Source organism: Actinomadura sp. NBRC 104412, assembly GCF_030269515.1.
Lineage (GTDB): Bacteria > Actinomycetota > Actinomycetes > Streptosporangiales > Streptosporangiaceae > Spirillospora.
In genome coordinates this window covers 465733-491957 of the sequence record NZ_BSTM01000001.1, presented here as the reverse complement: position 1 = coordinate 491957, position 26225 = coordinate 465733, and the positions used below count along the sequence as shown (strand labels likewise).

The 26225-nt window shown below is 72.3% G+C and carries 26 protein-coding genes; 13 read left to right on the top strand and 13 right to left on the bottom strand.

The window, feature by feature from the left end:
- Positions 1 to 5 precede the first annotated feature (5 nt).
- The 5 genes from QSK21_RS02315 to QSK21_RS02295 are packed head-to-tail and all read left to right on the top strand — an operon-like array spanning position 6 to position 3054.
- Entirely contained in the window at positions 6 to 488 is a 483-nt protein-coding gene (locus QSK21_RS02315) for a DUF6301 family protein (protein ID WP_285693279.1), read from the top strand.
- Complete coding sequence (locus QSK21_RS02310) at positions 488 to 955, top strand: TY-Chap domain-containing protein (RefSeq protein WP_285693278.1); 468 nt, start codon at positions 488 to 490, stop codon at positions 953 to 955. The genes QSK21_RS02315 and QSK21_RS02310 overlap by 1 nt, the downstream gene beginning before the upstream one ends.
- The gene (locus tag QSK21_RS02305) at positions 952 to 1392 is read left to right on the top strand and encodes a hypothetical protein (RefSeq protein ID WP_285693276.1); all 441 of its coding nucleotides are present in this window, start codon (positions 952 to 954) and stop codon (positions 1390 to 1392) included. Before QSK21_RS02310 ends, QSK21_RS02305 begins: the two co-directional genes overlap by 4 nt.
- A 14-nt stretch (positions 1393 to 1406) precedes the next feature.
- Positions 1407 to 1802 (top strand): hypothetical protein, encoded by a 396-nt coding sequence (locus QSK21_RS02300; protein WP_285693274.1) that lies wholly within the window; start codon positions 1407 to 1409, stop codon positions 1800 to 1802.
- A 7-nt stretch (positions 1803 to 1809) separates the two neighbouring features.
- Positions 1810 to 3054: a hypothetical protein gene (locus tag QSK21_RS02295; RefSeq protein WP_285693271.1), complete on the top strand. Its 1245-nt coding sequence runs from the start codon at positions 1810 to 1812 to the stop codon at positions 3052 to 3054.
- A gap of 21 nt (positions 3055 to 3075) precedes the next feature.
- On the opposite strand, the gene QSK21_RS02290 is transcribed toward QSK21_RS02295, so the two are convergent.
- A complete protein-coding gene (locus QSK21_RS02290) occupies positions 3076 to 3948 on the bottom strand; it encodes an immunity 49 family protein (RefSeq protein WP_285693270.1) in 873 nt (290 codons plus the stop codon).
- Between the two features lie 234 nt (positions 3949 to 4182).
- Between QSK21_RS02290 and QSK21_RS02285 the strand changes: the two genes are divergently transcribed.
- Complete coding sequence (locus QSK21_RS02285) at positions 4183 to 5238, top strand: rod shape-determining protein (protein ID WP_285693268.1); 1056 nt, start codon at positions 4183 to 4185, stop codon at positions 5236 to 5238.
- 27 nt (positions 5239 to 5265) lie between these two features.
- Here QSK21_RS02285 and QSK21_RS02280 read toward each other — a convergent pair whose 3' ends face one another.
- The 9 genes from QSK21_RS02280 to QSK21_RS02240 form a co-directional block, all read right to left on the bottom strand.
- Positions 5266 to 6228, bottom strand: coding sequence for a LamG-like jellyroll fold domain-containing protein (locus QSK21_RS02280; protein WP_285693267.1), 963 nt, complete (start codon positions 6226 to 6228; stop codon positions 5266 to 5268).
- Positions 6225 to 8375: a PQQ-dependent sugar dehydrogenase gene (locus tag QSK21_RS02275; RefSeq protein WP_285693265.1), complete on the bottom strand. Its 2151-nt coding sequence runs from the start codon at positions 8373 to 8375 to the stop codon at positions 6225 to 6227. The genes QSK21_RS02280 and QSK21_RS02275 overlap by 4 nt, the downstream gene beginning before the upstream one ends.
- Positions 8376 to 8556: 181 nt before the next feature.
- Positions 8557 to 9762 (bottom strand): SLC5/6 family protein, encoded by a 1206-nt coding sequence (locus QSK21_RS02270; RefSeq protein WP_285693263.1) that lies wholly within the window; start codon positions 9760 to 9762, stop codon positions 8557 to 8559.
- On the bottom strand, positions 9759 to 10568 hold the full coding sequence (locus QSK21_RS02265; RefSeq protein ID WP_285693261.1) for a sugar phosphate isomerase/epimerase family protein: 810 nt from the start codon (positions 10566 to 10568) through the stop codon (positions 9759 to 9761). The genes QSK21_RS02270 and QSK21_RS02265 overlap by 4 nt, the downstream gene beginning before the upstream one ends.
- Positions 10565 to 11707, bottom strand: coding sequence for a dihydrodipicolinate synthase family protein (locus QSK21_RS02260; protein WP_285693260.1), 1143 nt, complete (start codon positions 11705 to 11707; stop codon positions 10565 to 10567). Before QSK21_RS02260 ends, QSK21_RS02265 begins: the two co-directional genes overlap by 4 nt.
- On the bottom strand, positions 11704 to 12924 hold the full coding sequence (locus QSK21_RS02255; protein WP_285693258.1) for a Gfo/Idh/MocA family protein: 1221 nt from the start codon (positions 12922 to 12924) through the stop codon (positions 11704 to 11706). Before QSK21_RS02255 ends, QSK21_RS02260 begins: the two co-directional genes overlap by 4 nt.
- A gap of 2 nt (positions 12925 to 12926) precedes the next feature.
- Positions 12927 to 13676 carry an ABC transporter ATP-binding protein gene (locus QSK21_RS02250; RefSeq protein ID WP_285693256.1) on the bottom strand — a complete coding sequence of 250 codons (750 nt, stop codon included), beginning with the start codon at positions 13674 to 13676 and terminating at the stop codon, positions 12927 to 12929.
- Positions 13676 to 14731, bottom strand: a complete 1056-nt coding sequence (locus QSK21_RS02245; RefSeq protein WP_285693254.1) for an ABC transporter substrate-binding protein — start codon at positions 14729 to 14731, stop codon at positions 13676 to 13678. Before QSK21_RS02245 ends, QSK21_RS02250 begins: the two co-directional genes overlap by 1 nt.
- 72 nt (positions 14732 to 14803) lie before the next feature.
- Positions 14804 to 15673, bottom strand: a complete 870-nt coding sequence (locus QSK21_RS02240; RefSeq protein ID WP_285693252.1) for an ABC transporter permease — start codon at positions 15671 to 15673, stop codon at positions 14804 to 14806.
- A gap of 144 nt (positions 15674 to 15817) precedes the next feature.
- Between QSK21_RS02240 and QSK21_RS02235 the strand changes: the two genes are divergently transcribed.
- Positions 15818 to 16876: a LacI family DNA-binding transcriptional regulator gene (locus QSK21_RS02235; RefSeq protein ID WP_285693250.1), complete on the top strand. Its 1059-nt coding sequence runs from the start codon at positions 15818 to 15820 to the stop codon at positions 16874 to 16876.
- Positions 16877 to 16924: 48 nt separating this feature from the next.
- Here QSK21_RS02235 and QSK21_RS02230 read toward each other — a convergent pair whose 3' ends face one another.
- A complete protein-coding gene (locus tag QSK21_RS02230; protein ID WP_285693249.1) occupies positions 16925 to 17068 on the bottom strand; it encodes a hypothetical protein in 144 nt (47 codons plus the stop codon).
- A 425-nt stretch (positions 17069 to 17493) separates the two neighbouring features.
- Here QSK21_RS02230 and QSK21_RS02225 point away from each other — a divergent pair, with 425 nt between their 5' ends.
- Both QSK21_RS02225 and QSK21_RS02220 read left to right on the top strand, forming a co-directional pair.
- Positions 17494 to 18534: an Ldh family oxidoreductase gene (locus tag QSK21_RS02225; RefSeq protein ID WP_285693248.1), complete on the top strand. Its 1041-nt coding sequence runs from the start codon at positions 17494 to 17496 to the stop codon at positions 18532 to 18534.
- A gap of 31 nt (positions 18535 to 18565) precedes the next feature.
- Positions 18566 to 19918: an MFS transporter gene (locus QSK21_RS02220; protein WP_285693246.1), complete on the top strand. Its 1353-nt coding sequence runs from the start codon at positions 18566 to 18568 to the stop codon at positions 19916 to 19918.
- On the opposite strand, the gene QSK21_RS02215 is transcribed toward QSK21_RS02220, so the two are convergent.
- Positions 19915 to 21150, bottom strand: a complete 1236-nt coding sequence (locus QSK21_RS02215; protein WP_285693244.1) for a helix-turn-helix domain-containing protein — start codon at positions 21148 to 21150, stop codon at positions 19915 to 19917. The genes QSK21_RS02220 and QSK21_RS02215 overlap by 4 nt on opposite strands.
- Before the next feature lie 117 nt (positions 21151 to 21267).
- Here QSK21_RS02215 and QSK21_RS02210 point away from each other — a divergent pair, with 117 nt between their 5' ends.
- From QSK21_RS02210 to QSK21_RS02195, 4 genes are all read left to right on the top strand, one after another.
- Positions 21268 to 21612 (top strand): phage holin family protein, encoded by a 345-nt coding sequence (locus tag QSK21_RS02210; RefSeq protein WP_285693243.1) that lies wholly within the window; start codon positions 21268 to 21270, stop codon positions 21610 to 21612.
- 80 nt (positions 21613 to 21692) lie between these two features.
- The gene (locus QSK21_RS02205; protein ID WP_285693241.1) at positions 21693 to 22250 is read left to right on the top strand and encodes a (2Fe-2S)-binding protein; all 558 of its coding nucleotides are present in this window, start codon (positions 21693 to 21695) and stop codon (positions 22248 to 22250) included.
- The gene (locus QSK21_RS02200; RefSeq protein ID WP_285693240.1) at positions 22247 to 23260 is read left to right on the top strand and encodes an FAD binding domain-containing protein; all 1014 of its coding nucleotides are present in this window, start codon (positions 22247 to 22249) and stop codon (positions 23258 to 23260) included. The genes QSK21_RS02205 and QSK21_RS02200 overlap by 4 nt, the downstream gene beginning before the upstream one ends.
- Positions 23257 to 25314 carry a xanthine dehydrogenase family protein molybdopterin-binding subunit gene (locus QSK21_RS02195; RefSeq protein WP_285693239.1) on the top strand — a complete coding sequence of 686 codons (2058 nt, stop codon included), beginning with the start codon at positions 23257 to 23259 and terminating at the stop codon, positions 25312 to 25314. The genes QSK21_RS02200 and QSK21_RS02195 overlap by 4 nt, the downstream gene beginning before the upstream one ends.
- Positions 25315 to 25360: 46 nt before the next feature.
- Here QSK21_RS02195 and QSK21_RS02190 read toward each other — a convergent pair whose 3' ends face one another.
- The gene (locus QSK21_RS02190; RefSeq protein WP_285693322.1) at positions 25361 to 26170 is read right to left on the bottom strand and encodes a transporter substrate-binding domain-containing protein; all 810 of its coding nucleotides are present in this window, start codon (positions 26168 to 26170) and stop codon (positions 25361 to 25363) included.
- Between the last annotated feature and the right edge of the window lie 55 nt (positions 26171 to 26225).

Genomic DNA, 26225 nt, shown 5'->3' with positions numbered 1-26225 from the left:
GGTCCATGAGTGACTTCCGGAGGCTGTCCGATCAAGAACTCGCGGATATGGCCCTGCGGTTGCGCGCTCTCGAGTGGCCGCGTGATCCGGACGATGTCCCCGCGATCGCCGCGGCCTTCGACTGGACGGTCGAGTCCCTTCGTGAAATGGGGGCCCGGCTGGGAACGAGATTCGGAATCGCCACCGGGAACTTTGAATTCGAGGAGGGCCGGGCGGTGCATGTCCGGGCGGCGGTGTGCTCGGACATCGATCGGGAGTCGGCCGAGGAACGCGCCTGGCTCCAGGACGTCTTCGCCGAGTCGGTCGAGGCGGTGTCGGCCGCGCTCGGCCCGCCGACGCACCGGCTCCCCGGAGAGACCCCCGAGGTGCGGTGGCGTGGTGAGAACTCGACCGTCTCGGTGCTCAAGTACTCGGTGATCGTCGATATCGCGCTCTCCACCAACGAGTACATCGACGAATACGACCGGGACGTGTACCAGGAGCTGTGATGACGTGGGAGGAGTTCGCCAGCGGCCTGGCCGAGGAGCTCGCCGGGCTGCCGGCCGGTGCGCTCCTGGTGGTGTCCGAGCCCGACGAGCGCGGCCGGTACGCGCAGTTCTCCCAGGGAGACGCCGAGCTCGTCGCCTACGTCGTCGTCAATTCCTGGCTTCCCGAGCCGGCTCGTGCCACGCGGGAAGGGGAACGGGCGATCGCTCGGGCCGGATGGAACGAACCCCTGCCCCCCGGCCATGAGAACTGGTGGCGGACGCTTTCCTGGCCCGCGTCGTCCCGGCAGTACCGCGACCTCGCCGACAGCGTCGTGACGGCCCTCCGGGACGGTTACGGCATCGCCGGCCCCGATGGCTGGACCTACCAGGCGTGGAACGAGCGCACCGGCGACGACCTCGAACTTCCCCGTCTGGGTCTCGCGCCCGCCTCGAACGAAGAGACCCCGGCCGAAGAGACGAGGACATGAGCGACCTCCCGCAGTACTACGTCTACGAAGGGCGGCCGGTCGTCTTCGTCGGGCCGCCCGGAGGCGGGCTGGACTGCCTCGCGGTCTCCCCGCAGACCGGGGAGTTCCTGCGCGACATGAGCTATGTCCGGAAGATCCGCTACGGGACGCAGGCGGACATCGAGACGGTGACGCGGGACGAGTTCGTCCAGAGGGTGGAGGAGTACCGCGCCCGCCACGTCAAGGGCGAAGGTCCCGTCCACGCCCTGTATGAGACCATCAACGGCCTGGAGGACACCGCCAGGGCCGAGGGACGCGACCTGACGGCCGAGGAGGCCGCCCTGGTCCGCACCCTCCGCGAGCGGACGCACGGGCTCTTCGAGGCCGAACTGCGCGCCCGGGGCCGCGGATACCTTCCTCCGGGCGCGAACGGGCACGACAACGGACAGGAAAGGTAAGGGAGGGGAGCGCGATGACCCAGCCGCCGGCCGGGAGCGGGCTGCGCATGGCCCGGCCGTTCGACTCGACGGCTCCGGACGGCACGCCCGTCGTCCAGCGCCCGGCGGTGCCCGACGACGAGCGCGAGGCGGTCGTGCGGTACCTGCGGCAGGCGCCGATCGTCCTGGCCGCGCGGAGCCTCGACCCCGATCTCATGGACCCGCGGCGGCCGTCCAGCGTGCCGCTGACCTACCACACGGACGGGACGTGGATCTGGCCGGGCGCCGTGGGCTACTACCTCCAGACGCACGGCGTCCCCCCGGAACCCGACCTGGTCGCCCACATCAGGGCGGCCGGTTTCCGGCTGCCCGAGGTCAGCGAGGACGCGCGCAAGGACGCCGTCACCGCCATCACGAGTTCGTCCCGATGAGGCCGTTGTGAGCCAACCTCCCCAGGTACCGTCACCGCCGCCGGGCGGGTTCCCTCCGTCCGGGGCTCCGTCGGGGGTGCCCGCGTACAGGGAGCCGCCGCCGGAGACCTACGAACCGTTCACGCGCAAGCCGGTGGTCTACCTGCCGGTGATGCTGGGCGGGCGCCATATCGGTTTCCTGTGGGCGTCGGTGACCGACAGGGCCGCAGGTTTCCTGCGGCGCAGGGAGTTCTTCCAGGAGGGCTGGTACGCGCTCTTCATCTGGGAGGAACGGCTCCAGCGGGCCTACGCGGAGGGGCTGCCCGCGCGGGAGGCGATCCGCCGCTGGATCGGGGCGCCCGAGGATCCGCGGGGCGGCGGCGTCCCGGCCGGTGTGCGGGAGGAGACGGCCGGTTCGCTGCAACAGGTGGAGGCGCTGGCCGACCCTGGGCGCCCGCCGACGCCCGGTCCGCTGATCCAGGACGGGGAGTACCCGGACGGCACGCCGGCCGACAGGTCCAAGGGCTGGGGCCCGCTGACCTTCGAACTGCCGCCCAGCTACACGCCCGAGACGCAGGGGCCGGTCCGGTATCTGCCGGTCATGCGAGGATCGGTCCTGCTCGGCTACCTGTGGGCCTCCCCCACGGAGAACGCCGCCTCCTATATGGCGCGTAAGGACGCGGGCGTCGCGGGAGTGAACGCCGGTGGCCCGTGGGTCCTTCGCCTACGCGAGCTGTACGAGCAGGGTGTGCCCGCGATCGAGGCGCTGGCGCGTTGCCGTGCGATGTCTGCGGAGGGCGCGGGCGCCGTTCCGCAGGACGCGCAAGAGCAGACCGCCGCAAGCCTCTACGAGCTGGGGCGGCTCGCCGCTCGCTATGAGCAGTCCCTGCCCATCGCGTTCAATCCCGCGCCCGATGACGTGGCGGTGGTGCAGCGTCCGCCCGTCCCGGACCACGAGCGGGACGCCCTGATCGCCTACCTGGAGCAGGCGCCCGTGGTGTGGGACGGCGGCGCGCCCCTTGCGGACGGCTACGACCCGGGACGTCCCGCAAGGGTCCCGAACACCTTCCATACCGACGGCACGTGGGTCTGGTTGGGAGGGGTCCCCTACCATCTCCGCGCCCATGGCGTCGCGCCCGCCCCTGACCTGGTCCAGCACATCCGCTCCCAGGGGTTCCGGTTGCCCGAGGTCGGCCCGGCGGCGCATGAGGCCGCGATACGCACCCTCGAATGGCAGGGCCTTCTCATGGGGCCGCCCCCGCCCGCTTCCTAGAGCTCCCTAGGACCAGAGCGGTCAGGTGGGGAACTCACCCACCCAGCGGCCGTCGAGCAGCGCCTCGGGGATGTAGGGCGACTGGACGTCGATGGTGAACCCCAACTCCCTGGCCAGGCATGCCAGCGCGAGGGGTTCGAGGGCGATGTAGGACGTGGAGTTGGCGGCGCGTTCGTCGTCCCGCGTCCAGTAGGTGCGGTGGAGTTCGAGCGCCTCGAACAGGGCGCCGTTGAAGGCGGCCTCGTCGTTCTCGGCGATCGCCTTGAACATCTTCATCCGCGGCAACGCCAGCAGCGCGATGTGCTCGCCGCCGTCGCGGTCCAGGCCGGGCGCGTCCGGGTCGGCCTGCCGCACGGCCTCGATCAGGTGGTCGTAGTGCTCGGGCTCCCGCCGCCACCACGTGCGCAGGGCGCGGCCCCAGTGCTCCAGGTAGGGGAGCGGGACCCCGCCGGCGTCCGAGGCCCGCAGCAGCTCCTCGGGGACGGCGCACAGCATGTCGGTGCGCTCGCGCTCCCGGCAGATCATCGTGAGGAACAGCGCTTTGAGCCAGTTGGCCTCGTTCGACCAGTGCGTCGGCCCGGTCGCCGGGATCGCCACCGGCTCGGTGTAGATCTTGCACTCGACGGTGCCCTCGGTGCGCTGCGCGACCTGGAAGACGGCGGCCCCGGCCTGCATGGCCAGCGTGGCGGCCTCCCAGGTGTGCCCCTCGTAGGCGCCGGGGTCGGCCGCGCACCGGTACCCCAGCTCGCCCAGCGCGTGGGTGAGCAGGTCGCGCAGGCGTGCCGGGGTGCGCGTGAGCCTGGGGATGTCGCTTTCCATCGCGCGCTTGTGGAACCGCCCGACCTGCTCCTTCGCGAACGCAAGATCGAGTTCGTGACGCTCTACGACGCGCACGCCGTCTCCCTCCGGGGGCTGGATCATCAGGCTCGCCGACCCTCCGGGCCACCGTACCGAGACCCGCGGGAACCGGCCACTCCCCATGATCGGGACGGACGCCCAGGCTCAGGCGGACAAGGCCCGCCATTTGCCATACCGGGATTCGTCGCTGGTGTTAGGGCAAACCCGGCGGGGTGAGGACATGGGAGGAGCGTCAAGCGGATCGGTCACGAGAACCAGGGGGCAGGAGGCATGGCTCACCAGGGGCGTGCGCGGCTGGGGGACTTCCCGTGCCGTGCCACCGCCGTGGACCTCGGCAGCGCCACGGTCAGGATGCACGTGAACGGACGCGGCGTGGTGGCCAGCGAACCGTCCGCCATCGCACGCTCCGCCTCGAACGGGCGGCTGCTGGCGGCCGGGACGTCGGCGCTGGACCTGGCCGGTGAGCGGGGCGTGAAGCTGATCCGCCCGATCCGCAACGGGGTGCCCGCCGAGGCCGCCGACACCGAGACCCTGCTGCGCTCGCTGATGCGCTCCTGTCACCGCTGGCACTACAAGGCGTACATGGCCAAGCCGCGCATGGCCGTGACCGTCCCGAGCGGGATCACGCAGGTGCAGTTGGGCGCGGTGCGGACGGCCGCGTACGGGGCGGGCGCGCGGGGGCTCACGGTCGTCGCGACGCCGCTCGCGGCGGCGGCCGGCGTCGGGCTGCCGAGGAATCCGGAGGACGTCGTGGTCGTCGCCGACATCGGGGCACAGGTCACCGATGTCGGCGTGATCATCGGGACCGAGCTGCTCGGTTCCAGGACCGCTCTGGTCGGCGGCCTCACCCTGGACGAGGCGATCATGGCGCAGGCCCGCTGGGAGTACGGGCTGGTCCTGGCGCCCTCCACGGCCGAGTCGGTCAAGCTGCGGATCGGCGCCGCGCTGCCGGGGCGGGACGGGGTCGCCCTCGTCCACGGCAAGGACAAGTACAGCGAGCTGCCCTGCACGGCGGTGCTGACCTCCGCCGACGTGCGGGAGGCGATCGGCCCGCCGCTGGCCGCCATCGTGGAGGCCGTCCGCGCCGGGATCGCCGTGGCGCCGCCCGAACTCGCGGCGGCGATCTGCGCCGCGGGGATCACGCTCACCGGCGGAAGCGCCGCGCTCCCCGGACTGGACGAGCTGATCGCCAAGGAGACCGGCCTGCCCGTCCGGGTGGCGCCCAACACGCTGAACGCGGCCGTGACGGGCGCGGCGAGCTTCCTGCAACGCTGCCGCGACATGGACGACGAGCACACCTCCCTCTGGGCCGCCGCCGCGGGCTAGCGGCGGCGGCCCAGGGCCCGGACGGGGTCAGCCCCGCCGGTACTGGCGCTTCACCTCGGCCGCGGTCACGGGCCGGTCCAGGAACATCAGCGTGTCCATCCGGCAGTTGCAGGGGTTGCGTTCCAGGGTGTTCTGCGGGAAGCTACCGCCGATCTTGATTCCGGCCGGGTCGGACGGGCTGGTGAGGTCCGGTTCGGGCGGGCCCTCAAGCTGCCAGGGGTCGCCGGGCAGCGTGGAGAAGCCGGACAGCGGCCTGCCGTTCTTGTAGAGCGCCATCGTGCCGTTGTCGAAGTCGAACGTCGCGGCCAGATGCACCCACGTGCCGAGCGGCAGGATGCTCTGCCAGTCCTCGTCGGCGGCGAAGGTCTGCGAGGACGCGCCGTCCACCCGGCGGCCGAGCGCGACCAGCCGCAGCACGCCGTCCACGTTGATCAGCTCCAGGAGGGCCCGGACGTCGTGGCCCTGCGAGGTGCCGGAGAGGACCCCCGCGAGACCGACCGCGTTGTACCGGTCGGTGGGATCCGGGGTGGTGGTGTTGGGGCTGGGGTTCGGTCCGGTCATCTTGAACCAGCCCATGATGGTGGCGCCGCTCGCCGCGTTGTAGGCGCGCAGGGACGGCACGCCCGTGGCGGAGTAGACGCCCGCCTTCCAGTCGTCGTTGCCGTCCGCGTCCGGATCGACCTGGCCGAACTGCGCGGCCCGCCCGCTGTGGCGGTGCGCGTGGTCACGGACGCGCATGGCCGCGCCTCCGTTGACCAGGTCGATGTCCGTCCCGGAGAACCCGCGGTCGCGTTCCTTGCCGGGCTGTCCGCGTACGGGGTGGTCGAAGTCGTAGTACGCGACGAGGTCGCGCCGGAGGGAGGGGATGACGTCGGGGCCGGGCCCGCCCCCGTCCCGGCCCTGGGCATGGGCCGGGACGGCGGCGAGCGAGGCGCCGAGCAGGGTGGCGGCTGTGGCCAGGGCCGCCACCCTGGGGCATCGGATGGTCACTTGTGGCTCCTCGTCCCGAGGACGGTGAGTCCGCGCAGGCGGCCGATGTTGTCGAACGAGCCGAACCCGACCCGTCCCGAGTCGAACGTGGTGTCCACGGCCGTCATCAGCGGGCGGTGCGAGCCGTCCATGTAGACGCCGATCTCGCCCGTGCCCGCGCAGTGCTTGACGCGCACGCGGTGCCAGTCGGCGTCGGTGACGGCGGGCGGGGCGCCGTGGACGACGCGCCGCTGGTCGTTCCACTGCTCGTCGATCCGCAGCCGGTCCGCGGCGTTCACCACGAAGATCCCGTTGTGCGGGTAGATGGTGTTGTCGCTGGACAGATGGGCGTAGTAGAAGTGCGTGTCGTCCCGGTACCCGAACACGATGATCACGTCACGGTTGCTGACGGAGACCGGGGTGTCCAGCCTGACCTGGGCGTCGATCCGGGACGAGCCGAGCACGGGCCCCTTCCGCAGGACGGCGTACTCGAACGGGCGCCGTGGCCCGGGGCGCTCCTCGCCAGCCTCGGCCAGGATGACCTCGCGCCCGGTGAACCGCCACTTGGACGGGGTCACCGGCGCCCAGTCGCGGGCCGACGCCGCGTCGGTGATCCGTACCGGGGCGGTCTTGCAGTCGGCGAAGGAGCGCGTCCCGACGACCTTCCAGATCTTGCCGTTGGCCTTGGCGAGCAGGTAGGGCTCGCCCTTGGCGTCCGAGCCGAACCGCAGGTCGACGCGGTCGTCCCCGGCGAGCTGCCGCATCGTGACGGGGTTGCCGCTGGTGTCGTAGGCGTGCAGCGTGTAGATCTGCGCGCGGTCGCGTCCCGCCACGTCGCGCTTCATGTCCCGCTCCTCGGTGTAGAAGAGCCGGCCGTCCACGATGTCGGTGAACAGGTACTTGCCGCGCAGCGCGGGCAGGTGGGCGCCGCGGTAGACGAAGCCGCCGGAGATGGCGTGGCCGCTGTCGGTCGTGCAGGGGTGGCCGGGCGGCGGGTCGTGGTCGTACGCGGCGACCGGGTAGTTGTAGCCGAATCGGGCGTCGTCGGCGGGCAGCGGGTAGAGGAAGCAGCGGTCGGTGGTGTCGAACCGGAACGCGCCCTCGCGCAGGCTCCAGCCCAGGTTGCTGCCCGGCTCGATGTGGTGGATCGACTCGATCGCGTGCTCGCCGATGTGGGCGAGGAACATGCGGTGGGTGCCGCCCTGTGATCGCTTTGCGGGCGAAGCCCAGGGGGTCTGGGGGTCCGCCCCCAGAGGCGACGCGTCCCAGGTGAACCGGTGCGGGTCGCGCATGCCGTAGGCGTAGATCTCGCCGAGCTTGCCGGGTTGGCCGGCGAACGGGTTGTCGTCGGGGATCCCGTACTCGCCGTTGGCGCTGTCGTTCCCGGACGGGTCGATCCGCAGGATCTTGCCCTGTGGTACGGCCAGGTTCTGCGGGTCACCGCCGGTCGCGGACGAGCTCGCGGTGCCGCCGTCCCCGGCCGCGATGTAGAGCTTGCCGTAGTCGGCGTCTCCGGGACGGGCGTTGGGGTTGAAGTCGATCTGCTGGATGTTGTGGATACGGCCGCCGAAGCCCAGCCGCAGGATCTCCCTGCGGGTGCCATGGAAGGTGGAGGCGGACGGGTCGCCGGCCGTCCACTCGTTGATCACGCTGTGGTAGGCGGTGTTGGGCTGCGGCGTCAGGTCGGGCCGCTTGGCGGCGATGCCCGGCCCCGACTCCACGTGGACGGTGTAGAACTTGCCGTTCCTCTTGAACGCGGGGTGGAAGGCGACGAAGCCGAAGCCCTCGCCGAGGCCCTGCGCGGAGAAGAAGTCGGGGGCGAAGGTCGCGCCGACGTCCAGGTAGACCGTGTGCCGGTAGGTCTTCTTGTCCAGCAGGTACAGCTTGCCGTTGAGGTCGGGGACGTAGAGCCGGCCGGAGCCGTCCGGCACCTCGCCCACGTAGTTGATCCGGTTGTGCCGCATCAGCCGCGGGTCGACCACCATGTCCGGCGGCGTCGGCGTGGACTCGGGGAGCTGCGCGACCTCCTTGACGACCAGTCCCAGCCCGGAGGGCGCCGGGTCCTCGGGGATCGGGTCCAGGATCGGGCCGTCGTCGCGGGCGGCGGCGGGCGGGGCCGCGAGCAGTGTGAGCGGCAGTGTGAGCAGCAGGGCGAGCACGGTCGCCACGCGCCATCCGGGTCTGCGGTTCGTTCGGCGTGTCGTCATTCCGGCCGTCCAAGGGGGGTGAGAGAAGGCTGGAAAGCGCTTTCTGGAAGCGCTTTCATGAACGTACGAGAAGCCCCGGCGGCCGTCAAGGCTCCTACCGTGCCCGTTGCCTACCGTGCCCGTTGCCTACCGTGCTCGTTGCCTACCGTGCCCGTTGCTCGGCACGGAACGCGCCGAAGGCCCCGTGCGCGACCGTGGCGAGCAGCGACAGCGCCAGCCCCGCCGGTGCCGCCGCCGCGTACCCCGCGAGCGTCAGCGCCAGCGCGAGCGCCGCGCCCGGCGCCCACAGCCACGTGGAGACCCGGCGCCGCCCGCCCCTGTGGCCGCGTCGGCGGCGCACCGCCTCGGCGGTCATCGGCGGGATGAGCGCCGGGAGCGTGGCGGCCAGCAGCGTCAGCCAGGACAGCAGCAGCCGGTCCACCCGCAGGGACGCCAGCACGGTGCCCGGGACGGCGATCACCAGCACGGTCGCCGCGTACGGCAGCCGCGCGGCGAACCGGCGCGCGGCGAAGACCCCGGAGTGGACGGCCGACAGCGTCGGCGCGATCACCGAGACGGCGACGAAGAGGTTGGCGACCGGCAGCCCCTCGGGACCGGCCAGCACCGCCACCACGTCCGACGACCCGCTGGCCGCGGCCAGACCGGCGCCGACCACGCTCGCCGCCAGCGCCGGGCCCACCAGCAGGCCCACGCACCACCACAGGTCGCCGCGCCCGCGCAGGCCCACGGTGAAGTCGGGCGCGCGCACCGCGAACACCGACACGTATCCGATGTAGCCGGCCAGGTCGACGGCCAGGGCGGCGCCCACGTCCCGCGGCGCGCCGGACGGGACGACCGAGATCGGCGAGGCGGGCGGCGGCAGCCGTACCGCCACCAGCGCGATCAGCACGATCGCGGTGAGCGTGGTCACCACCGCGAGACCGTTCCAGCGGCCGCCGGACAGCAGCACAGCCGCGATCAGCACGCTCAGCGCGAGCGCCCCGGCCACGTCCGGCAGCCCCGTCAGCGCGGCCACCGCGCCGCCGCCCAGCCCGACGTTGAACCCGAACCAGCCGATCATGGCGAGCCCGAGCAGGCCGGTGACCACCCGGTCGGTCACCGGCGGCAGGTAACGCGGGGACAGCTCCGAGAGCGTGGCGTTCTCCCCGGCGGGCGGCCGCAGCCCGCGCCGTCCCTGCGCGGCGAGCAAGGCGCACATGACCACGCCGCCGATGACGAGCGCCACCAGCGGCAGCGTGCCGTCGTGCCGCTCGCCGATCTGCGCCCCCAGCACCAGCGCGCCGGGCGCCGTCCCGATCCCCAGCCACGCCCCCGCCGCCCCGCGCCACGTACGGGCGGACGCCGTCACTCCACGTGCTCCGCGAACCGGGACAGCGTGAGGTCGAGGGCGCCGGGTCCCGGCATCGCCCACAGCGCGTCGTTGAAGATCTCCACCTCGATGGGTCCCGCGTACCCGGCGGCGTCGACCGCCTCGCGGAAGCGGCGCAGCTCGACACAGCCGTCGCCGAGCATCCCGCGGCCGGTCAGGGCGCCCGCGGGCAGCGGTGTGGTCCAGTCGGCCACCTGGAAGATGGCCAGCCGTCCCTCGGCTCCCGCGCGGGCGATGCCGGTGTAGGCGTCCGGGTCCCACCACAGGTGGTAGGTGTCGATGGCCACGCCCACCTGGTGCGCGGGCAGGGGAGCGGCGATGTCGAGCGCCTGCGCGAGGGTCGACACGACGCAGCGGTCCGAGCAGAACATCGGGTGCAGCGGCTCTATCGCGAGCTGGACGTTGTGCTCTCCCGCGTACGGGGCGAGTTCGGCGAGCGCCTCGGACACCCGTTCGCGGGCGCCGTCGAGGTCACGGGAGCCGTCGGGAAGCCCGCCGCTGACCAGTAAGAGCACGGGCGCGCCTAACTCGGCGGCCTCCTCGATGGCACGGCGGTTGTCCGCGATGGCGTCCTCTTTCTGGAAGAAGCCGCCCCTGCATAGGGAGGTCACCGTGATGCCCGCATCTCGCACGATCTTCACCGTACGGGCAAGGCCGTACTCGGCGACAGGCTCCCGCCACAACCCGATCCCGCGGACTCCCCGGGACGCGCAGCCGTCGACCAGTTCCGGCAGCGGCCAGTAGCGCGTCGTCCACTGGTTCAGGCTGAAACGTTCCAGCGTCACTGCGGCACCCCTTGGACGGTCAGCCACGCGCGCATGCGCGTAGCGGCCAGTTCGGGGTCGGGGAGCAACCCCGCGGCGTCCGCGAGCTGGAACAGACGGGTCAGGTGCAGGACGGGACGCGCGCTCTCCAGCCCGCCCACCATCCGGAAATGCCGCTGATGCCCCGACAGCCAGGCCAGGAACACCACGCCGGTCTTGTAGTAGTAGGTCGGGGTCTCGAAGAGGTGCCGGGCGAGCGGCAGGGTCGGGGCGAAGACCTCCTCGTAGGTGTCGAGCTCGCCGTCGTCCAAGGCGTGCAGCGCCGTCGCGGCGGCGGGCGCGACGGCGTCGAAGATGCCGAGCAGCGCGTCGCTGTGGCCTCGGTCGTCGCCTCTGATGAGGCTCGGATAGTTGAAGTCGTCCCCGGTGTAGAGGCGCACTCCCGGGGGCAGGCGGCGACGCAGGGCGATCTCGCGCTCGGCGTCCAGCAGCGAGACCTTGATCCCGTCCACCTTGGCGGCGTGCTCGGCGATGATGGCGAGCACGGTCTCGGCCGCCGCGCCGAGATAGGACGAGCCCCAGTAGCCTTCGAGCGCCGGGTCGAACATGGGGCCCAGCCAATGCAGGATGGCCGGACGGTCCAGCCCGGAGAGCAGCCGCCCGTACACCTCCGCGTAGTCGTCGGGGCCTCTTGCGGACGCGGCGAGGTGGCGGCTGGCCATCAGGATCGGCACGGCACCCGCCTCCGCCACCACCGCCAACTGCTCCTCGTACGCCGCGACGACGCGATCCAGCGTCGCGGGACCCGCCGGGAGCTGGTCGGTGCCCGCGCCGCACCCGAGGAGCCCACCGGACGCCCGCGCCTCGGCGCCGCTGCGCAGGATCAGCTCGCGCGTGACGTCCCACTCCAGGCCCATGCCGCGCTGCGCGGTGTCCATGGCCTCGGCCACCCCGAGGCCGTACGACCACAGGTGGCGCCGGAACGCCAGCGTCGCGTCCCAGTCGAGTGTGGGCCGCTCCGCGAACGGATCCGGTACGACGTGTGCCGCCGCGTACGCGACCCGCGTCCGCGCAGGCCCGGAGGGACGCGGGTAGGAACGCGGCTCTCCCAGCGTGTACGGGACGACCGAGCCGCCGGCGACGGGCAGATCCACCTTCATCGGCCCAGCTCCGGAACCTCGATGCGACGGCCCTCACGCCACGACCGCAACCCCAGCTCGGCGAGCTGGACGCCGCGCGCACCCGAGTAGAAGTCCCACGGGAACTCTGTCTCGCGTTGGTCCTGGGAGGACGACCCCCCGGACCGCCCGCCGTGCTCGGCGACATGCCGCAGGAACAACTCCCACTGCACCTTGAAGCCGTTGCCGAACTCCTCGTTGTCGGGAACCTCCTGCCACTGCGACCGGAAGTCGTGCTCCGCGGGCAGGTCGGGGTTCCACACGGGCTTGGGCGTCATCGCGCGGTGCTGGACCCGGCAGCGCCGCAGGCCCGCGACCGCGCTGCCCTCCGTGCCGTCCACCTGGAACTCCACCAGCTCGTCGCGGAACACCCGGGTGACCCAGGACGAGTTGATCTGCGCGATGATCCCGCCGTCCAGCTCGAAGACGGCGTACGCGGCGTCGTCGGCCGTCGCCTCGTAGGGCTTGCCGTCCTCGTCCACCCGCTCGGGGATGTGCACGGCGCCCAGCGCCTGCACCGACCGCACCGGCGCGATCACGTTGTCGAGCACGTACCGCCAGTGGCAGAACATGTCGACGATGATCCCGCCGCCCTGGTCCGCCCGGTAGTTCCAGCTCGGCCGCTGCGCCTCCTGCCAGTCGCCCTCGAACACCCAGTAGCCGAACTCGCCGCGCACCGACAGCACCCGCCCGAAGAACCCGCCGTCCACCAGGCGTTTGAGCTTGCGGATGCCCGGCAGGAACAGCTTGTCCTGGACGACGCCGTGCCGGACGCCCGCCGCGTCCGCGAGCCGGGCCAGCGCCAGCGCCCCGTCCAGGTCGTCGGCCAGCGGCTTCTCGGTGTAGACGTGCTTGCCCGCGGCGATCGCGGCCTCGATCGCCGGGCGCCGCGCCGAGGTGATCTGGGCGTCGAAGTAGATCTCGACGCCGGGGCGGGCCAGCGCCTCGGCGAGGTCGGTCGTCCAGGCGCCCCGGCCGTCCGGTCCGCCCGCGCCGTCCAGCCCGTGCCGCTCGGCCAGCGCGCGCAGCTTCGCCTCGTCGCGCCCGACCAGCACCGGCTCCGGCCACAGCACGGTGCCGTCGGCCAGCGGCAGCCCGCCCTCCTCCCGGATCGCCAGGATCGAGCGGACGAGATGCTGGCGGTACCCCATGCGGCCGGTGACGCCGTTCATGACGATCCCGATGGGCCTGCGTGCCATGCTCAAGAGAAACCCTTCTCGCGAATGCGGGTGGTGACACGGGAGAACTCTGGAAGGGCCACGGTGGCGGCGTAACCGTTCCTCTCCGGCAGGTCCACGTCGATGATCTCCCTGATCGTGCCGGGCCGGTGGCTCATCACCACGACCCGGCTCGCCAGGAACGCCGCCTCCGTGATCGAGTGCGTGACCAGCAGGACGGTGGTGCGGGTCTCCCGCCAGATCCGGTGCATCTCGACGTTGAGCTGCTCGCGGGTGAGGGCGTCCAGGGCGCCGAACGGCTCGTCCATCAGCAGCACGGGCGGCTCGTGCAGCAGCGCGCGGCACAGCGCCACCCGCTGCTGCATGCCGCCGGACAGCTCGTGCGGCAGCGCGTCCTCGAACCCGCTCAGGCCGGTCATCTCGATCAGCTCGGCGGTGCGCTCGCGGGCCTTGGCGGACGGCATGCGGCGCATCTCCGCCTGGAGCAGGATGTTGCGGCGGGCGCTGCGCCACTCCAGCAGGGCCGCGCGCTGGAACACGTACCCGATGTCGTGGCGCGGTCCCGTCACCGGCTCGCCGCGCAGCCGTACCGTGCCGGAGGTGGGCCTGAGCAGCCCCGCCACCAGTTTCAGCAGCGTGGACTTGCCGCACCCGGACGGGCCGACGATGGCCACGAACTCGCCGCCGGCCACGTCCAGGGACACCTCGCGCAGCGCGGTGACGTCCCGCCTGCGGGAGCGGAACCGGATCGTCACGTCGTCGAGAGCGAGCATTACTGCGCGGGCTCCTGCGGCTGCCAGTACGCCGACGGCTCCTGCGCCTTGGTGATGACGCCCGTCTGGTGGAACAGGGAGATCGTCTGCCGCCAGTCGGCCTCGGAGTTCACGCCCGGCGCCTTGCCCTGCGTGGCCGGCGTGTGCAGCAGGGTGAGCGTGGTCTTGAACTGCTCGGTGAGGACGGGCGGCGCGGGGAGCTGCTCGGACGCCCCGGCCATGCTCGCGACGGCACCGGCCTGGTCGCGCTGCGCCGCCGTCCAGGACTCGCTGGTCGCGGCGACCATCCGCTTCGCCAGGTCGCCGTCGCTCTTCAGCTTCCGCTCGCCGACCAGCAGCCCGTTGGAGAAGAAGTTCACCCCGAAGTCGGAGTAGCGCAGTGCCGACACCGGCTTGCCGGACTTGGCCGCCATGATCGGGCCCTGGTCGTTGGCGAAGCCCATCAGGCCGTCGGACTTGCCCGACAGCACCGCGGCGATCTTCCCGGCGGGGTCGGTGTTCTGCACCTTGACCTCGCTCTCGGCGATGCCGTTCTTCTTGAGGAAGACCGGGAACGTGCGCTGCAGCGCGTCGCCCGCCGTGCCGGCGATGGTCCGGCCCTTGAGGTCCTCGGGCCGCTTGAGCCCCGCGGAGGTGAACGCCTGCACGGACGCGGGCGTGGTCTGGAGGAACACCCCGATGCTCTTGACCGGCACGCCCTTGTCCACGGCGGCCAGCAGGGCCGGGGTGTCGGCCCAGCCGAAGTCGGTCTGGCCCGCGCCGGTGGCCTGGACGGTCTTCTGCGAGCCCTGCCCGGCCTTGATCGTCAGGTCGATGCCGTGCTTCTCGAAGATCTTCTGCTTCTTGCCGTAGTAGAACGGCGCGTGCTCGCCGTAGGGGTACCAGTTGAGGGTCAGCGTGACCTTGTCGAGCCTCTTGCCGGACGAGGTCGTGGTCTCGTCCGACCCGCCGCAGGCCGCGGCGGTCAGGGCGAGCATGGGGACGAGCGCCGTGGCGAGGACACGGAGTCTCATGGGGTCGCGCTGGGCCTGTGCGGGGCGGGTCCGTCGTTTCATGGGGGTCTCCATGAGTGGGTGGGAGGGGTTGCGCAGCCGGTGGGTGGTCGTCACGAGGTGGTGGTCACGAGGTCAGTAGGTCGTCGTCACCGAGTCGCCTCGGCGGCTGGCGTGCCAGGGCAGCAGCAGGTGCTCGGCCAGCTCGACCAGGACGAAGAGCACGACGCCGATCAGCGACATGACCAGCAGCCCGGCGAACAGCATGGGGGTGTCGAGATTGCCGTTGGCCTGGAGGATCACGTAGCCCAGGCCCTCGTTGGCGCCGACGAACTCGCCGACGACGGCGCCGGTGACGGCCAGCGTCACCGCCACCTTGAGCCCGGAGAACAGGTAGGGCAGCGACGCGGGGAAGCGGATCTTGGTGAAGGTCTGGAGCGGCCCGGCGCCCATCGTGGCCGACAGCTCGATCATCTCGGGGTCCACCGCCTTCAGCCCGGTGACCATGGAGATCACCACCGGGAAGAACGCGATCAGCACCGCCACCACGATCTTGGGCGCGATCCCGAAGCCGAGCCAGACCACGAACAGCGGTGCGATCGCGATCTTGGGGATGACCTGGGCGAACAGCAGGATGGGGTAGAGGGTGCGCTCGATGGTGGTGGAGTACACCATCACCACGGCCGCCGCGATCCCGATGACGGTGGCGATGGCGAAGCCGAGCAGGGTCTCGTAGGTGGTGACCCAGCTGTGGTGCCAGATGTAGGAGGACTTGTCGGCCATCACGCGGAGCGTGGTCCCCGGGGACGGGACGAGGTAGGGCTCGATCAGTCCTAGCACGGTGACCGCCCACCACGCGGCCAGGCAGGCCAGCAGCAGCCCGATGGGGCGCCAGGCGCGGTCGGCCAGGTCCCGGGCGCGCTCGCCGGGGGTGGGCCCGCGGCGCTCGGCGACCCCGGTGGCGGACGTGGCCGGTGGCGCGGTGGTCGTGCCGTGACTCGCCATGAGACCTCCGGGACGTCCCGATGAAAGCGCATTCTGAAAGCGCTTTCTGAGATACTGTCACGCACGACGGTAGGAAGGGCGCACCTCCAGGTCAAGAGCCGGGACGGTGCAAGATGGACCACACGCCACGGACGAGGGGGGTCGATGACGGCGGACGGCGAGCGGCCGCAGGCCATCCGGTCGCATGTCACGCTTCAGGACGTGGCGCGCCAGGCGGGGGTGTCGCTGGCCACGGCGTCCCGCGTCCTGAACGGCACCGCGCAGGTCAGGCCGGACCTGCGGGAGCGGGTGCTGGCCGCCGCGGGCGAGCTGGCCTATACCCCCAACGCGCACGCGCAGGCGCTGGCCAGCGCGTCCAGCAAGGTGATCGGGGTGATCTGCCACGACGTCAGCGACCCCTACTTCGCCAGCGTCGCGCGGGGCGTCATGCGCGCCGCCTCCGACCGCGGGCTGCTGGTCATGCTGGCCAGCACGTTCCGTGACCCGGCCCGCGAGATCGAGTACATCGCCATGCTGCGCGCGCAGCGGGCGCGCGCCATCCTGCTGATCGGCTCGGGCTTCGAGGACCGCGACTGGGAGCGGTCCATGGGCGCCGAACTGGAGCCTTACCAGCGGGCCGGGGGCCGGGTCGCGGTGGTCAGCCGGCATCGCAGCCTCCGGGTGGACACCGTCCTGCCGCAGAACCGCGAGGGCGCGGCGGCGCTGGCCCGCGCTCTGCTCGACCTCGGCCACCGTGACTTCGGCGTGCTGACCGGGCCGCGCGCGCTCACCACCGTCGCCGACCGGTTCGCCGGTTTCGCCGGGACGCTGGGCGACGCCGGCGTGATGCTGCCCGATCAACGGGTGGTGGAGGCGGGCTTCACCCGCGACGGCGGCTACGCGGCGGCCGTCGAGCTGATCCGCCGCGGCACCCTGCCCACGTGCGTGTTCGCGGTCACCGACGTGATGGCGATCGGCGCGCTCGCCGCGTTCCGCGACAACGGCGTGGACGTGCCGGGCGAGGTGTCCCTGGCGGGCTTCGACGACATCCCGATCGTCCGGGACCTGACGCCACCGCTGACCACGGTCGCGCTGCCCCTGGATCTGATGGGCGAGCGCGTGATGGAACTGGCCGTCCGTGAACCGGCGGGCAGGCGCAGCCGCGTGGAGCGCATCGCCGGCGAGGTCGTGCTCAGAGAGAGCACGCGCGCACCCCAAAGCTAGGGCTGGGGGCCGCGGGGGACGCCGTCGCGCCCGCCCGCGACCCCCGCGTCACGCTCCGTTGCCCTGGTCGTCCGGTGCGGACGGCACGGAGTCCGCGGAGGTGTCCTGCCTCTCCTGGTCCGGCTTGCGCGTGCCCTGTGTGGGCCAGGTCATCAGCCGGGTGCGCCTGGGATTCGCCAGAGAGTTGCTCACGGTGGTTCGCCGGCCTCCTTTGATCCGATTCGCGTGAACAGATCTTCGGGACCATCCGGCGATCTTCGCAAAATGGTCTAGACCGTGCTGGACCTGCGCTTCGTCCCGTCCAGAGCCAGTTCGGGCCGCCGGCGGCGGCGTTCGTTCTGCATACGAGGGATTGTTTCGTCCGCGTGACGAAAAGGTGTACGCGCGGAGCGTGTCCAACGTCACTCGCGCGCGAGGTGGACCCGCCCCGGAGGCGGCGAGCGGCTGCCGTGGAGCGAAACCGCCTCTTCACGTCTCGTCCGCCGCGAAGTACCGTCAGGATGTCGGTAGTCAGAACGGCGTTTTGCAACGTGGAACGCACGGGTGTGAGCGCCCGTTCCGGCCGCCGCCGACCAGGACGCACACCTCGGGGGCCCGCCGGCGAGAGGTGACAGGCGATGGGTCAGGAGGAGGCCCGGACGGTTCCCGCGACCACGCTGGAACGCGCGGCCCGGTCGATCCTTGAGGCCGCCGGTGCCCCCGCCGGGACGGCCGCGGCCGTCGCCGGGTCGCTGGTGGAGTCGAACCTGGTCGGGCACGACTCCCACGGAGTCCGCCGCCTCATCCCGTACGTCGAGGCGATCGACGCGGGTGCGGTGCGTCCCGCCGCGCGGTGCGAGATCGCCGCGCAGCGCGGCGCCACCGGCGTCGTCGACGGCCGCCGCGGGTTCGGGCAGCCCGCCGCGCACCTGGCCACCGAGCTCGCGTCCCGGCTCGCCACCGAGCACGGCGTCGCCACCGTCGCCATCCGCGAGTGCAACCACGTGGGACGTCTCGGCGAGTACGCGGGCGCGCTGGCGTCCCGCGGCCTGGTCGGGCTCGTGTTCGGCAACGCCGACCCGTCCGTCGCCCCGTACGGCGGACGCGAGCGGCGGCTCGGCACCAACCCCCTCGCCTGGGCGGCGCCGCGCGCCGAAGGCGCCGATCCCCTCGTCATGGACTGGGCGACCGCGTCCATGGCCGAGGGGAAGGTGGCGATGTCCCTGGCGAAGGGCGAGCCGGTGCCGGACGGTGTGATCGTCGACCGCGCGGGACGGCCCAGCACCGACCCCGCCGCCTTCTATGCGGGCGGCGCGCTGCTGCCGTTCGGCGGCCACAAGGGCTACGGCCTGAGCGTGCTGATCGAACTGGTGGGCGGCCTGCTCACCGGCACCGGCGCGTCCTGCCTCCCCGGCTACGACGGCGGGTTCGGGACGGTCGTCATGGCCGTGCGCGTCGAGGCGTTCGTGCCGCTGGAGGAGTTCCGCGCCCGCGCGGAGGACCTGTGCCGGACGCTGGGCTCGACGCCGCCCGCCGAAGGGTTCGACAGGGTCCTGGTCCCGGGGGAGATCGAGACCCTGACACGGGAACGGCGGCTGCGCGAGGGCGTGCCCGTACCGAAGGCCCATTGGGACGAACTCCACGCCCTGGCCCGGCGCCTGGGCGCCGCGATGCCTTAGAGAGATCCCGCTCCCAGCCGAGGAGAACTCGATGGATGAAACCCCCGCCAACACCACGTCCTCCAACGCAGAGCTGCGCCGCGTCGTCGGCGCCGCGCTCACCGGTACCGCCCTGGAGTGGTACGACTTCTTCGTGTACGGGACGGCCGCCGCGCTGATGTTCGGCGACCTGTTCTTCACCGACGCCGACCCCGCCGCCGGCACCCTGGCCGCGTTCGCCACGTTCGGCGTCGGGTTCCTGTTCCGCCCGCTGGGCGGGATCCTGTTCGGCCATCTGGGCGACCGGATCGGGCGCCGCGCCACGCTGATCGCCACGACCCTGGTGATGGGGATCGCCACCGGCCTGATCGGGCTGCTCCCCACCTACGAGTCGGTCGGGCTGTGGGCGCCGTTCCTGCTGCTGCTGATGCGGATCCTCCAGGGCCTCGGCGCCGGTGCCGAGTTCGGCGGCGCGTCCACGCTGCTGGCCGAGCACGCGCCGCCGGGACGCCGCGGCTACTACTGCTCGTACGCGCAGACCGGCGTGCAGATCGGCCTGGTCCTGGGGACGGGCGCGTTCCTGCTCGTGACGTTCATGCCGCAGGGCGCGCGCGAGTCGTGGGGCTGGCGGCTGCCGTTCCTGGTCAGCTTCGCGATGATCGCGGTGGCGCTGTACGTGCGGCTGCGGGTGGCCGAGTCGCCGGTCTTCCAGCGGGTCGAACGGGACCGGAAGGTCGTCAAGCTGCCCGTGGTCGAGGCCGTCCGCCGCTACCCGCGCAGCCTCCTGGTGGGCGTCGGCGCGCACATCGGCGACACCGCGCTGGTCTACACCCTCGCCACCTTCACCGTCGCCTACGCCACCGACGAACTGGGCCTCACCGACCGGACGGTGCTGGCGGGCGTGTGCATCTTCGGCACGGTGGTGATCCTGCTCCAGCCGGTGTACGGCGCGCTGTCGGACCGGATCGGCCGCCGCCCGCTCAACATCTTCTCGGTGGTGTTCGCCGCGGTGTTCTGGTTCCCCTACTTCCTGCTGGTCAACACGGGCGAGCCGGTGCTGATCTACCTGGCGATGGTGGTCATGGTGGCGTTCGGGTTCGCGCCGATGGTCGCGGTGCAGCCCGCGTTCTACGCCGAGCTGTTCGGGGCGCGGGTGCGCTACAGCGGGTTCGCCACGTCCCGCGAGGTGAGCACGGCCCTGGTCGGGTTCTCCCCGCTCATCGCCGCGTACCTGACCGACCGCGCGGGCGGTGAGCCGTGGACGGTCGCGCTCTACCTGATCGCCACGTCGCTGGTGTCGCTGGTGGCGTTCCTGTACTCGGTGGAGACCAGGGACATGGACATCACCGCGTTCGACCTGGAGAAGGGAGACGTGCCCGCGGTGAAGCCGCGGCTGGGCGTCTAGACGCCGGTGGTGCCGCCTGGCTCGCGGTTCATCGCGAGCCAGGCGTGCAGCAGCATGTGGAACTCCAGGCGGTGCGCCGGGGCGTAGATGTCCTCGCCGAAGAACGTCTCCAGTTGCCGGACGCGGTACCGGATGGTCTGCGGATGCACGCGGAGCCGGCTCGACACCTGGACGGTGTTGAACCCGCATTCGAGCGCGACCAGGAAGGTCTCGGCCAGCCTGCGGCGCTGCGCCGGGCGCAGCTTCAGCAGCGGGCGCAGCCGTCCGGACACCGCGCGTTCCAGCAGGTCACGGTCCTGGGTCATCAGCAGGATGGGGGTGTGGTCGGCGGCCGCCACCAGGCCGTCGTGGGCGATCACGCCGCCGGTGGCCAGGTCGAGGGTCTGCCGCGCCCAGCGCAGCGACCTGCCCGCATCGGCGGGCGTGACGGACGGCCCGATCGCCGCGACCCAGTCGCCCAGCCCGTCCCGCAGCGCCCGGCGGCGTCCGGGACCGTCCGGGTCGGGAACGATCAGGCATGGCTCGTCCAGGTGCGTCCCGGTCAGGACGTCGCCGGGCGGCGACGGCGGGCGGGCCCCGGGCCGTCGTTCCCTCAGCGCCACGGCCGCGACGGTGCGCGGCAGTGGCCAGCCCGCGCGCCGCGCGGGCTCGCCCAACTGGGCGGGACGCGGCGCGGGCTCGGAGAGCAGCAGTTCGAGCAGCGCGCGGCGGCGGCCGTCGCGGTACTCGCCGGTGCCGCGCGCCGCCATCTCGGCCTGCCCTTCCGCGTGGCCCTCGGCGACCACCGCGGCGAGCCGGTCGAGATAGGCCAGCACCGACCGCGCCACCTGGGCGATCATGGTGGCGGTGACCCGGTGCCTGGTGCGCTCGGACGCCTCGGTGAGCCGCCGCACCGCCACCCCGGCGCCGGTGCGCAGCGCCGACCGCAACGGGTCCAGGTCGCGCCCCTCGCGCGCCTCGCCCGCGCCGAGCCGCCGGAAGAACTCCACGGTCTCGGCCGAGGAGGCGTCCGGGTCGGCGAGCAGGTCGGCGAAATGCCCGACCGCCCGTTCCACGGCCTGCTCCAGGACCCGCGAGTAGCGGGGGTCGTGCGGGCGGGCGTACCACGGCACGCCCCGCTCGATCTCCGCGACCGCCTCCTGGACGATCTCCGGCACCTGCCCGCGCAGCGTTGCGACCATGGCGGGCGTGACGCCGTCCGGGATGTCCAGCAACCGGTCGGAAACCTCCACCAATCACTTTTAACCCATCGGCACCATGGTCTTCATGGAAGCCGGTGAAAAGGGGGAAACGGTCGGTCCGAAGGCCGGGGCGGGTGTCCGCGCGCCGCGCCGGGGTAAAGGGCGTCTATGGCCGAGTCGACCGAGGACAATCTCGCCCTCGCGCGGTACGTGGCCGAGGCCGCCCAGCGGGAGGTGCAGGACAAGGCGCGGCAGCGGGTGCCCGCGCTGAGGTTCGGCGCCGTGGCCGGGACCCTCGGGGCCCTCGCGGCCGCCTCCACGTACCGCCTCAACCTTCTGCTGCTGGAGCGCAAGCTGCCCCCGGAGATCGCCGCGCTCGTCGCCGCCGCCGCGTACACCGGTGGCGCCGGATGCGCGGCGCTCCTGGCCGCGCGCCACTGGCGCGGCAAGCCCGCGCCGCTGCCCACCGAGACCGCGCGCCAGGTCGCCGAGATCATCGCCGACTCGTCCTAGCGCCCAGTCCCGGCACCCAGCCCCCCGCCCGTCCTGGCGATCACCCGACTCAGGCCGGTGATCGTGGGTAGGGGCCGACCATGGACAGCACAGTGAGCGCCGAGATCACCTTGCTGGTGAACGGCACCAGGCACCGGATCGAGGTGGACACCCGGTCGTCCCTTCTGGACATGCTGCGCGAGCGGCTCGGGCTGACCGGCTCGAAGAAGGGCTGCGACCACGGGCAGTGCGGCGCCTGCACGATCCTGCTGGACGGGCGGCGCGCTCTCGGCTGCCTGGCCCTGGCGGTCGCGCACGACGGCGCGGAGATCACGACCGTGGAGGGACTGGCCTCGCCGGACGGCAACGGCGACCGGCTCACCGCCCTCCAGGACGCCTTCATCGAACGCGACGCCTTCCAGTGCGGCTACTGCACGCCGGGCCAGCTGTGCTCGGCGACGGGGATGCTGGACGAGTACGCGCGGGGCCGTCCCAGCGCGGTCACCGAGGACCTCGCGTCCGGGCCGCCGCCCGAGCCGTCCGACGAGGAGATCCGCGAGCGGATGAGCGGCAACCTGTGCCGCTGCGGCGCGTACGTCAACATCGTCAAGGCCATCAAGGACGCGGCGTCCAGGGTTCCCCAGGGGGCGCGGGCATGAGGCCCTTCGCGTACGAGCGCGTGGGCAGCGCGGAGGACGCGGTCGCCCGGCACCGCGAGAGCAACGGGGACGGCGAGGTCCGCTACCTCGGCGGCGGCACCAACCTGGTCGACCTGATGCGGCTGGGCGTCGAGGAGCCGCGTCGGCTGGTGGACGTCGCGCACCTGCCGTTCGACACGATCGTCGAGGAGCCCGGCGGCGGGCTGGTCATCGGGTCCGCCGTCCGGAACAGCGACCTGGCCGCGCACCGCGCGGTGCGGGAGCGGTTCCCGATGCTGGCGCAGGCCGTCCTGTCCGGGGCGTCCGGGCAGATCCGCAACCTCGCCACGGTGGGCGGCAACCTGCTACAGCGCACCCGATGCTCCTACTTCCAGAACGTCTCCAAGCCCTGCAACAAGCGCGAACCCGGCACCGGTTGCCCGGCTCGCGAGGGCGATCACGCGAACCTCGCGATCCTGGGACACTCGCCGGACTGCGTGGCCACCCACCCGTCCGACATGGCGGTGGCGCTGGCGGCGCTGGACGCGCGGGTACGGGTCATGGGACGGCTCGGCGACCGCGTCATCCCGCTGGTCGGCCAGGAGACCACGTCCCTGTACCGGCTGCCGGGCACCGAACCGCACCGCGACACGACCCTGGACCCCGGCGATCTGATCACCGGCGTCGAGGTCCCGCCCCTGACCATGCCCGCCCGCTACCGCAAGGTCCGTGAGCGGGCCTCGTTCGCGTTCGCGCTGGTCTCGGTCGCCGCGGCGCTGGAGATGGCGGACGGCACCATCCTGGACTGCCGGGTGGCGCTGGGCGGCGTGGCGCACCAGCCCTGGCGCGCCCGGCGCGCCGAGGACCGGCTGCGCGGCTCCGCCGCGACCGAGCGGACCTTCCTCCAGGCCGCCGAGGCCGAGCTGGAGGAGGCCGAACCGCTGCGCGACAACGCCTACAAGGTCAAACTCGCGCGCAACCTCATGGTCCGGACGCTCGCGGAGCTCACGACACACGGGGGCACGGCATGAACACCCTCTCGCTGAAGCGGATCGAATCCCGGGAGAAGATCACCGGGCGGGCGCGGTACGCGTACGAGTACCCGGTCGACGGCGTGGCCTACCTGTACGCCGTCCAGTCCCCGGTGGGCAAGGGCAGGATCAGGTCGATAGGCGCGGACGAGGCCCTGGCGATGCCGGGCGTCCTCCAGGTGGTGTCCCACGAGAACGCGCCCAGGCTCGAACCGGTCGGCAACGCCGAGCTGGCGGTCTTCCAGTCCCGGACGGTGTCGTACCGGGGGCAGCTCGTCGCCGCCGTCGTGGCGGAGACCCCGGAGACCGCGCAGGAGGCGGCGCGCCTGCTGCGCGTCGAGTACGACGCCGAGCCGCACGACGTGCGGCTCAGCCCCGACCACCCCACCCTCTACCGGCCGGACGTGGTCAACCCCGACTACCCCACCGACACCGAGCAGGGCGACCCAGAAGGGGCCTTCGCCGCGTCTCCCGTACGGGTGGACGCGACGTACTCGACACCGGCGGAGCACAACAACCCCATGGAACCGCACGCCAGCCTCGCCCTCTGGGACGAGGAGGGCAACCTGGTCGTGTACGACTCCAACCAGGGCCCGACGATCGCGCGGAACACGCTGGCCCAGGTCTTCGGCCTGGACCGGTCCCGGGTGCGGGTCGTGTCGCCGCATGTGGGCGGAGGGTTCGGGTCGAAGGGGACGCCGCGTCCCAGTGTCGTCCTCGCCGCGATGGCGGCGCGGCTTACCGGCCGTCCGGTGAAGTACGCGGTGACGCGCCAGCAGATGTTCGCCCTCACCGGATACCGCACGCCGACGGTCCAGCGGCTGCGGCTCGGCGCGGACGGCGACGGGCGTCTCAACGCCATCCTGCACGAGGTGGTCGAGCAGACCTCCACCGTCCACGAGTTCGCCGAGCAGACCGCGGTGGTGACCCGGGTCATGTACCCGGCGCCGAACCTGCTGACCTCGCACCGGCTCAACCGCCTGGACGTGCCCACGCCGTCCTGGATGCGGGCACCCGGCGAGACGCCGGGCATGTACGCGCTGGAGTGCGCGATGGACGAGCTGGCGGTCGCGGCCGGCATCGACCCGGTCGAGCTGCGGATCCGCAACGACACCGACACCGAGCCGGTCGGCGGGCTCCCGTTCAGCTCCCGGAACCTGGTGGCCTGCCTGCGCGAGGGCGCGGAACGCTTCCACTGGGAGGACCGGGAACCGGTGCCGTCCGGCGTGCCCGCACCCGGGACGCGCAAACTGCGGGGCATGGGCGTGGCGGCCACCACCTATCCCGCGTACCAGCGGTCCGGCCAGGCCGCGGCACGGCGTGAGCCGGACGGACGGTTCCGCGTGCGGATCGCCGCCTCCGACATCGGCACCGGTGCCCGCACGGCGCTGACGGCCATCGCGGCGGAGGCGCTGAAGACCGACCCGTCCCGCGTCACCGTGGAGATCGGCGACAGCTCCCTTCCCGAGGCGGCGGTGGCGGGCGGCTCGTCGGGCACGGCCGGCTGGGGCAGGGCCATCACCCGCGCCTGCGAGGCGCTGCTGGCCGATCCCGACCGCCAGGAGGCGTTCGTGGACACGGCCCAGGAGGTCAGCGAGCTGCCAAAGGTCGCCAGGCACGGGTTCGGGGCGCAGTTCGCCGAGGTCGAGGTGGACGCCGACACCGGGGAGATCAGGGTGCCGCGGATGCTGGGCGTGTTCGCCGTCGGCCGGATCATCAACTCCACGCTGGCGCACTCCCAGTTCATCGGGGGCATGACGATGGGCCTCGGCATGGCGCTGCTGGAGGAGAGCGTGATGGACCGGGAGTTCGGCGACTACCTCAACCACGACCTCGCCCAGTACCACGTGCCGGCCTGCGCGGACGTGCGCGACATCGACGCGGTCTGGATCGAGGAGGCCGACGGCCGGCTGAATCCGATGGGCAGCAAGGGCATCGGCGAGATCGGCATCGTCGGCGCGGCGGCGGCCATCGCCAACGCCGTCTACAACGCCACCGGAGTGCGGATCCGCGACCTGCCGATCACCCCGTCAAAGCTCCTGCCGGTGCTGTGACCACACCGGGAACCCCTCGGCCACGGCCGGCGGGATTCCGGCGCCGTCAGAGGCAGCCCTCGAACTGGGGGACCGCCACGTCCGACAGGTCCAGTCCGGACCGGCCGAACCACTTGGCCATCAGCCGGGCCATGGTGCCGTCCTGGTACATCTGCGTGATCGCCTTGTTGACGGCCTCGCAGCCGCCGGGGTCGCCCTGGCGCATCCCGATGCCGGTGCGCCGCTCGCCGAACCGCGCGTTGAGCAGCCGGAAGCCCGCGCCCTTGCGCATCTTGATCCCGGCCAGGATGGTGTCGTTGGTGGTGATCGCGTCGATCCGGCCGTCGGCGAGCATGGCGGCGCACTGGTCGTAGTTGCGGGCGGTCACCGGCGTGGCGGGCACCTGCCGTTCCTCGGTCACCTGCTCGGCCGCGCCCGCGCCTGTCACGGCGCAGATCCTGCGGCCCGCCAGGTCGCGCACGCCGCGCACCCCGCGCTCACCGTCCCGTACGAGGATGTCCTGGTACGAGAGGTAGTACGGGCCGGCGAAGGTGAGCTGGGCCTTCCACTGGGGCTCCACCCAGAACGTCAGCACCAGGTCCACCTCCCCGTCGCGCAGCAGCCGGATCCTGTTCGCCGCGAGTGCCGGGACGAACCGCACCTCCTTGCCCAGCCGCCGGGCCAGGTAGCGGGCGACGTCCACGTCCAGTCCCTCGAACCTGCCGTCCGGATGGCGGTAGCCGAGTCCGGGCAGATCGGGGCGCACGCCGGCCACCAGGGTCCGCTTGTCGAGAAGCGGGGACCGCTCCTCGCCGGCGCATCCACTGAGAAGTCCGAGGGCCGCGCAAACCGCGGCCACGGACCCGATGAAGCGCATTCGCACCCGGCCATTGTCACACTCCCGGACCGCCCGAGTTTGAAGCGTGTGCGTC

What these genes read in the sequence shown, in the direction of transcription:
- QSK21_RS02305 (WP_285693276.1), top strand. Translation starts at nt 952, where the DNA reads ATGAGCGACCTCCCGCAGTACTACGTCTACGAAGGGCGGCCGGTCGTC.
- QSK21_RS02195 (WP_285693239.1), top strand. Translation starts at nt 23,257, where the DNA reads ATGAACACCCTCTCGCTGAAGCGGATCGAATCCCGGGAGAAGATCACC.
- QSK21_RS02260 (WP_285693260.1), bottom strand. Translation starts at nt 11,707, where the DNA reads ATGAAGGTGGATCTGCCCGTCGCCGGCGGCTCGGTCGTCCCGTACACG.
- QSK21_RS02190 (WP_285693322.1), bottom strand. Translation starts at nt 26,170, where the DNA reads ATGCGCTTCATCGGGTCCGTGGCCGCGGTTTGCGCGGCCCTCGGACTT.
- QSK21_RS02255 (WP_285693258.1), bottom strand. Translation starts at nt 12,924, where the DNA reads ATGGCACGCAGGCCCATCGGGATCGTCATGAACGGCGTCACCGGCCGC.
- QSK21_RS02200 (WP_285693240.1), top strand. Translation starts at nt 22,247, where the DNA reads ATGAGGCCCTTCGCGTACGAGCGCGTGGGCAGCGCGGAGGACGCGGTC.
- QSK21_RS02225 (WP_285693248.1), top strand. Translation starts at nt 17,494, where the DNA reads ATGGGTCAGGAGGAGGCCCGGACGGTTCCCGCGACCACGCTGGAACGC.
- QSK21_RS02285 (WP_285693268.1), top strand. Translation starts at nt 4,183, where the DNA reads ATGGCTCACCAGGGGCGTGCGCGGCTGGGGGACTTCCCGTGCCGTGCC.
- QSK21_RS02235 (WP_285693250.1), top strand. Translation starts at nt 15,818, where the DNA reads ATGACGGCGGACGGCGAGCGGCCGCAGGCCATCCGGTCGCATGTCACG.
- QSK21_RS02250 (WP_285693256.1), bottom strand. Translation starts at nt 13,676, where the DNA reads ATGCTCGCTCTCGACGACGTGACGATCCGGTTCCGCTCCCGCAGGCGG.
- QSK21_RS02220 (WP_285693246.1), top strand. Translation starts at nt 18,566, where the DNA reads ATGGATGAAACCCCCGCCAACACCACGTCCTCCAACGCAGAGCTGCGC.
- QSK21_RS02240 (WP_285693252.1), bottom strand. Translation starts at nt 15,673, where the DNA reads ATGGCGAGTCACGGCACGACCACCGCGCCACCGGCCACGTCCGCCACC.
- QSK21_RS02300 (WP_285693274.1), top strand. Translation starts at nt 1,407, where the DNA reads ATGACCCAGCCGCCGGCCGGGAGCGGGCTGCGCATGGCCCGGCCGTTC.
- QSK21_RS02205 (WP_285693241.1), top strand. Translation starts at nt 21,693, where the DNA reads ATGGACAGCACAGTGAGCGCCGAGATCACCTTGCTGGTGAACGGCACC.
- QSK21_RS02245 (WP_285693254.1), bottom strand. Translation starts at nt 14,731, where the DNA reads ATGAAACGACGGACCCGCCCCGCACAGGCCCAGCGCGACCCCATGAGA.
- QSK21_RS02210 (WP_285693243.1), top strand. Translation starts at nt 21,268, where the DNA reads ATGGCCGAGTCGACCGAGGACAATCTCGCCCTCGCGCGGTACGTGGCC.
- QSK21_RS02315 (WP_285693279.1), top strand. Translation starts at nt 6, where the DNA reads ATGAGTGACTTCCGGAGGCTGTCCGATCAAGAACTCGCGGATATGGCC.
- QSK21_RS02310 (WP_285693278.1), top strand. Translation starts at nt 488, where the DNA reads ATGACGTGGGAGGAGTTCGCCAGCGGCCTGGCCGAGGAGCTCGCCGGG.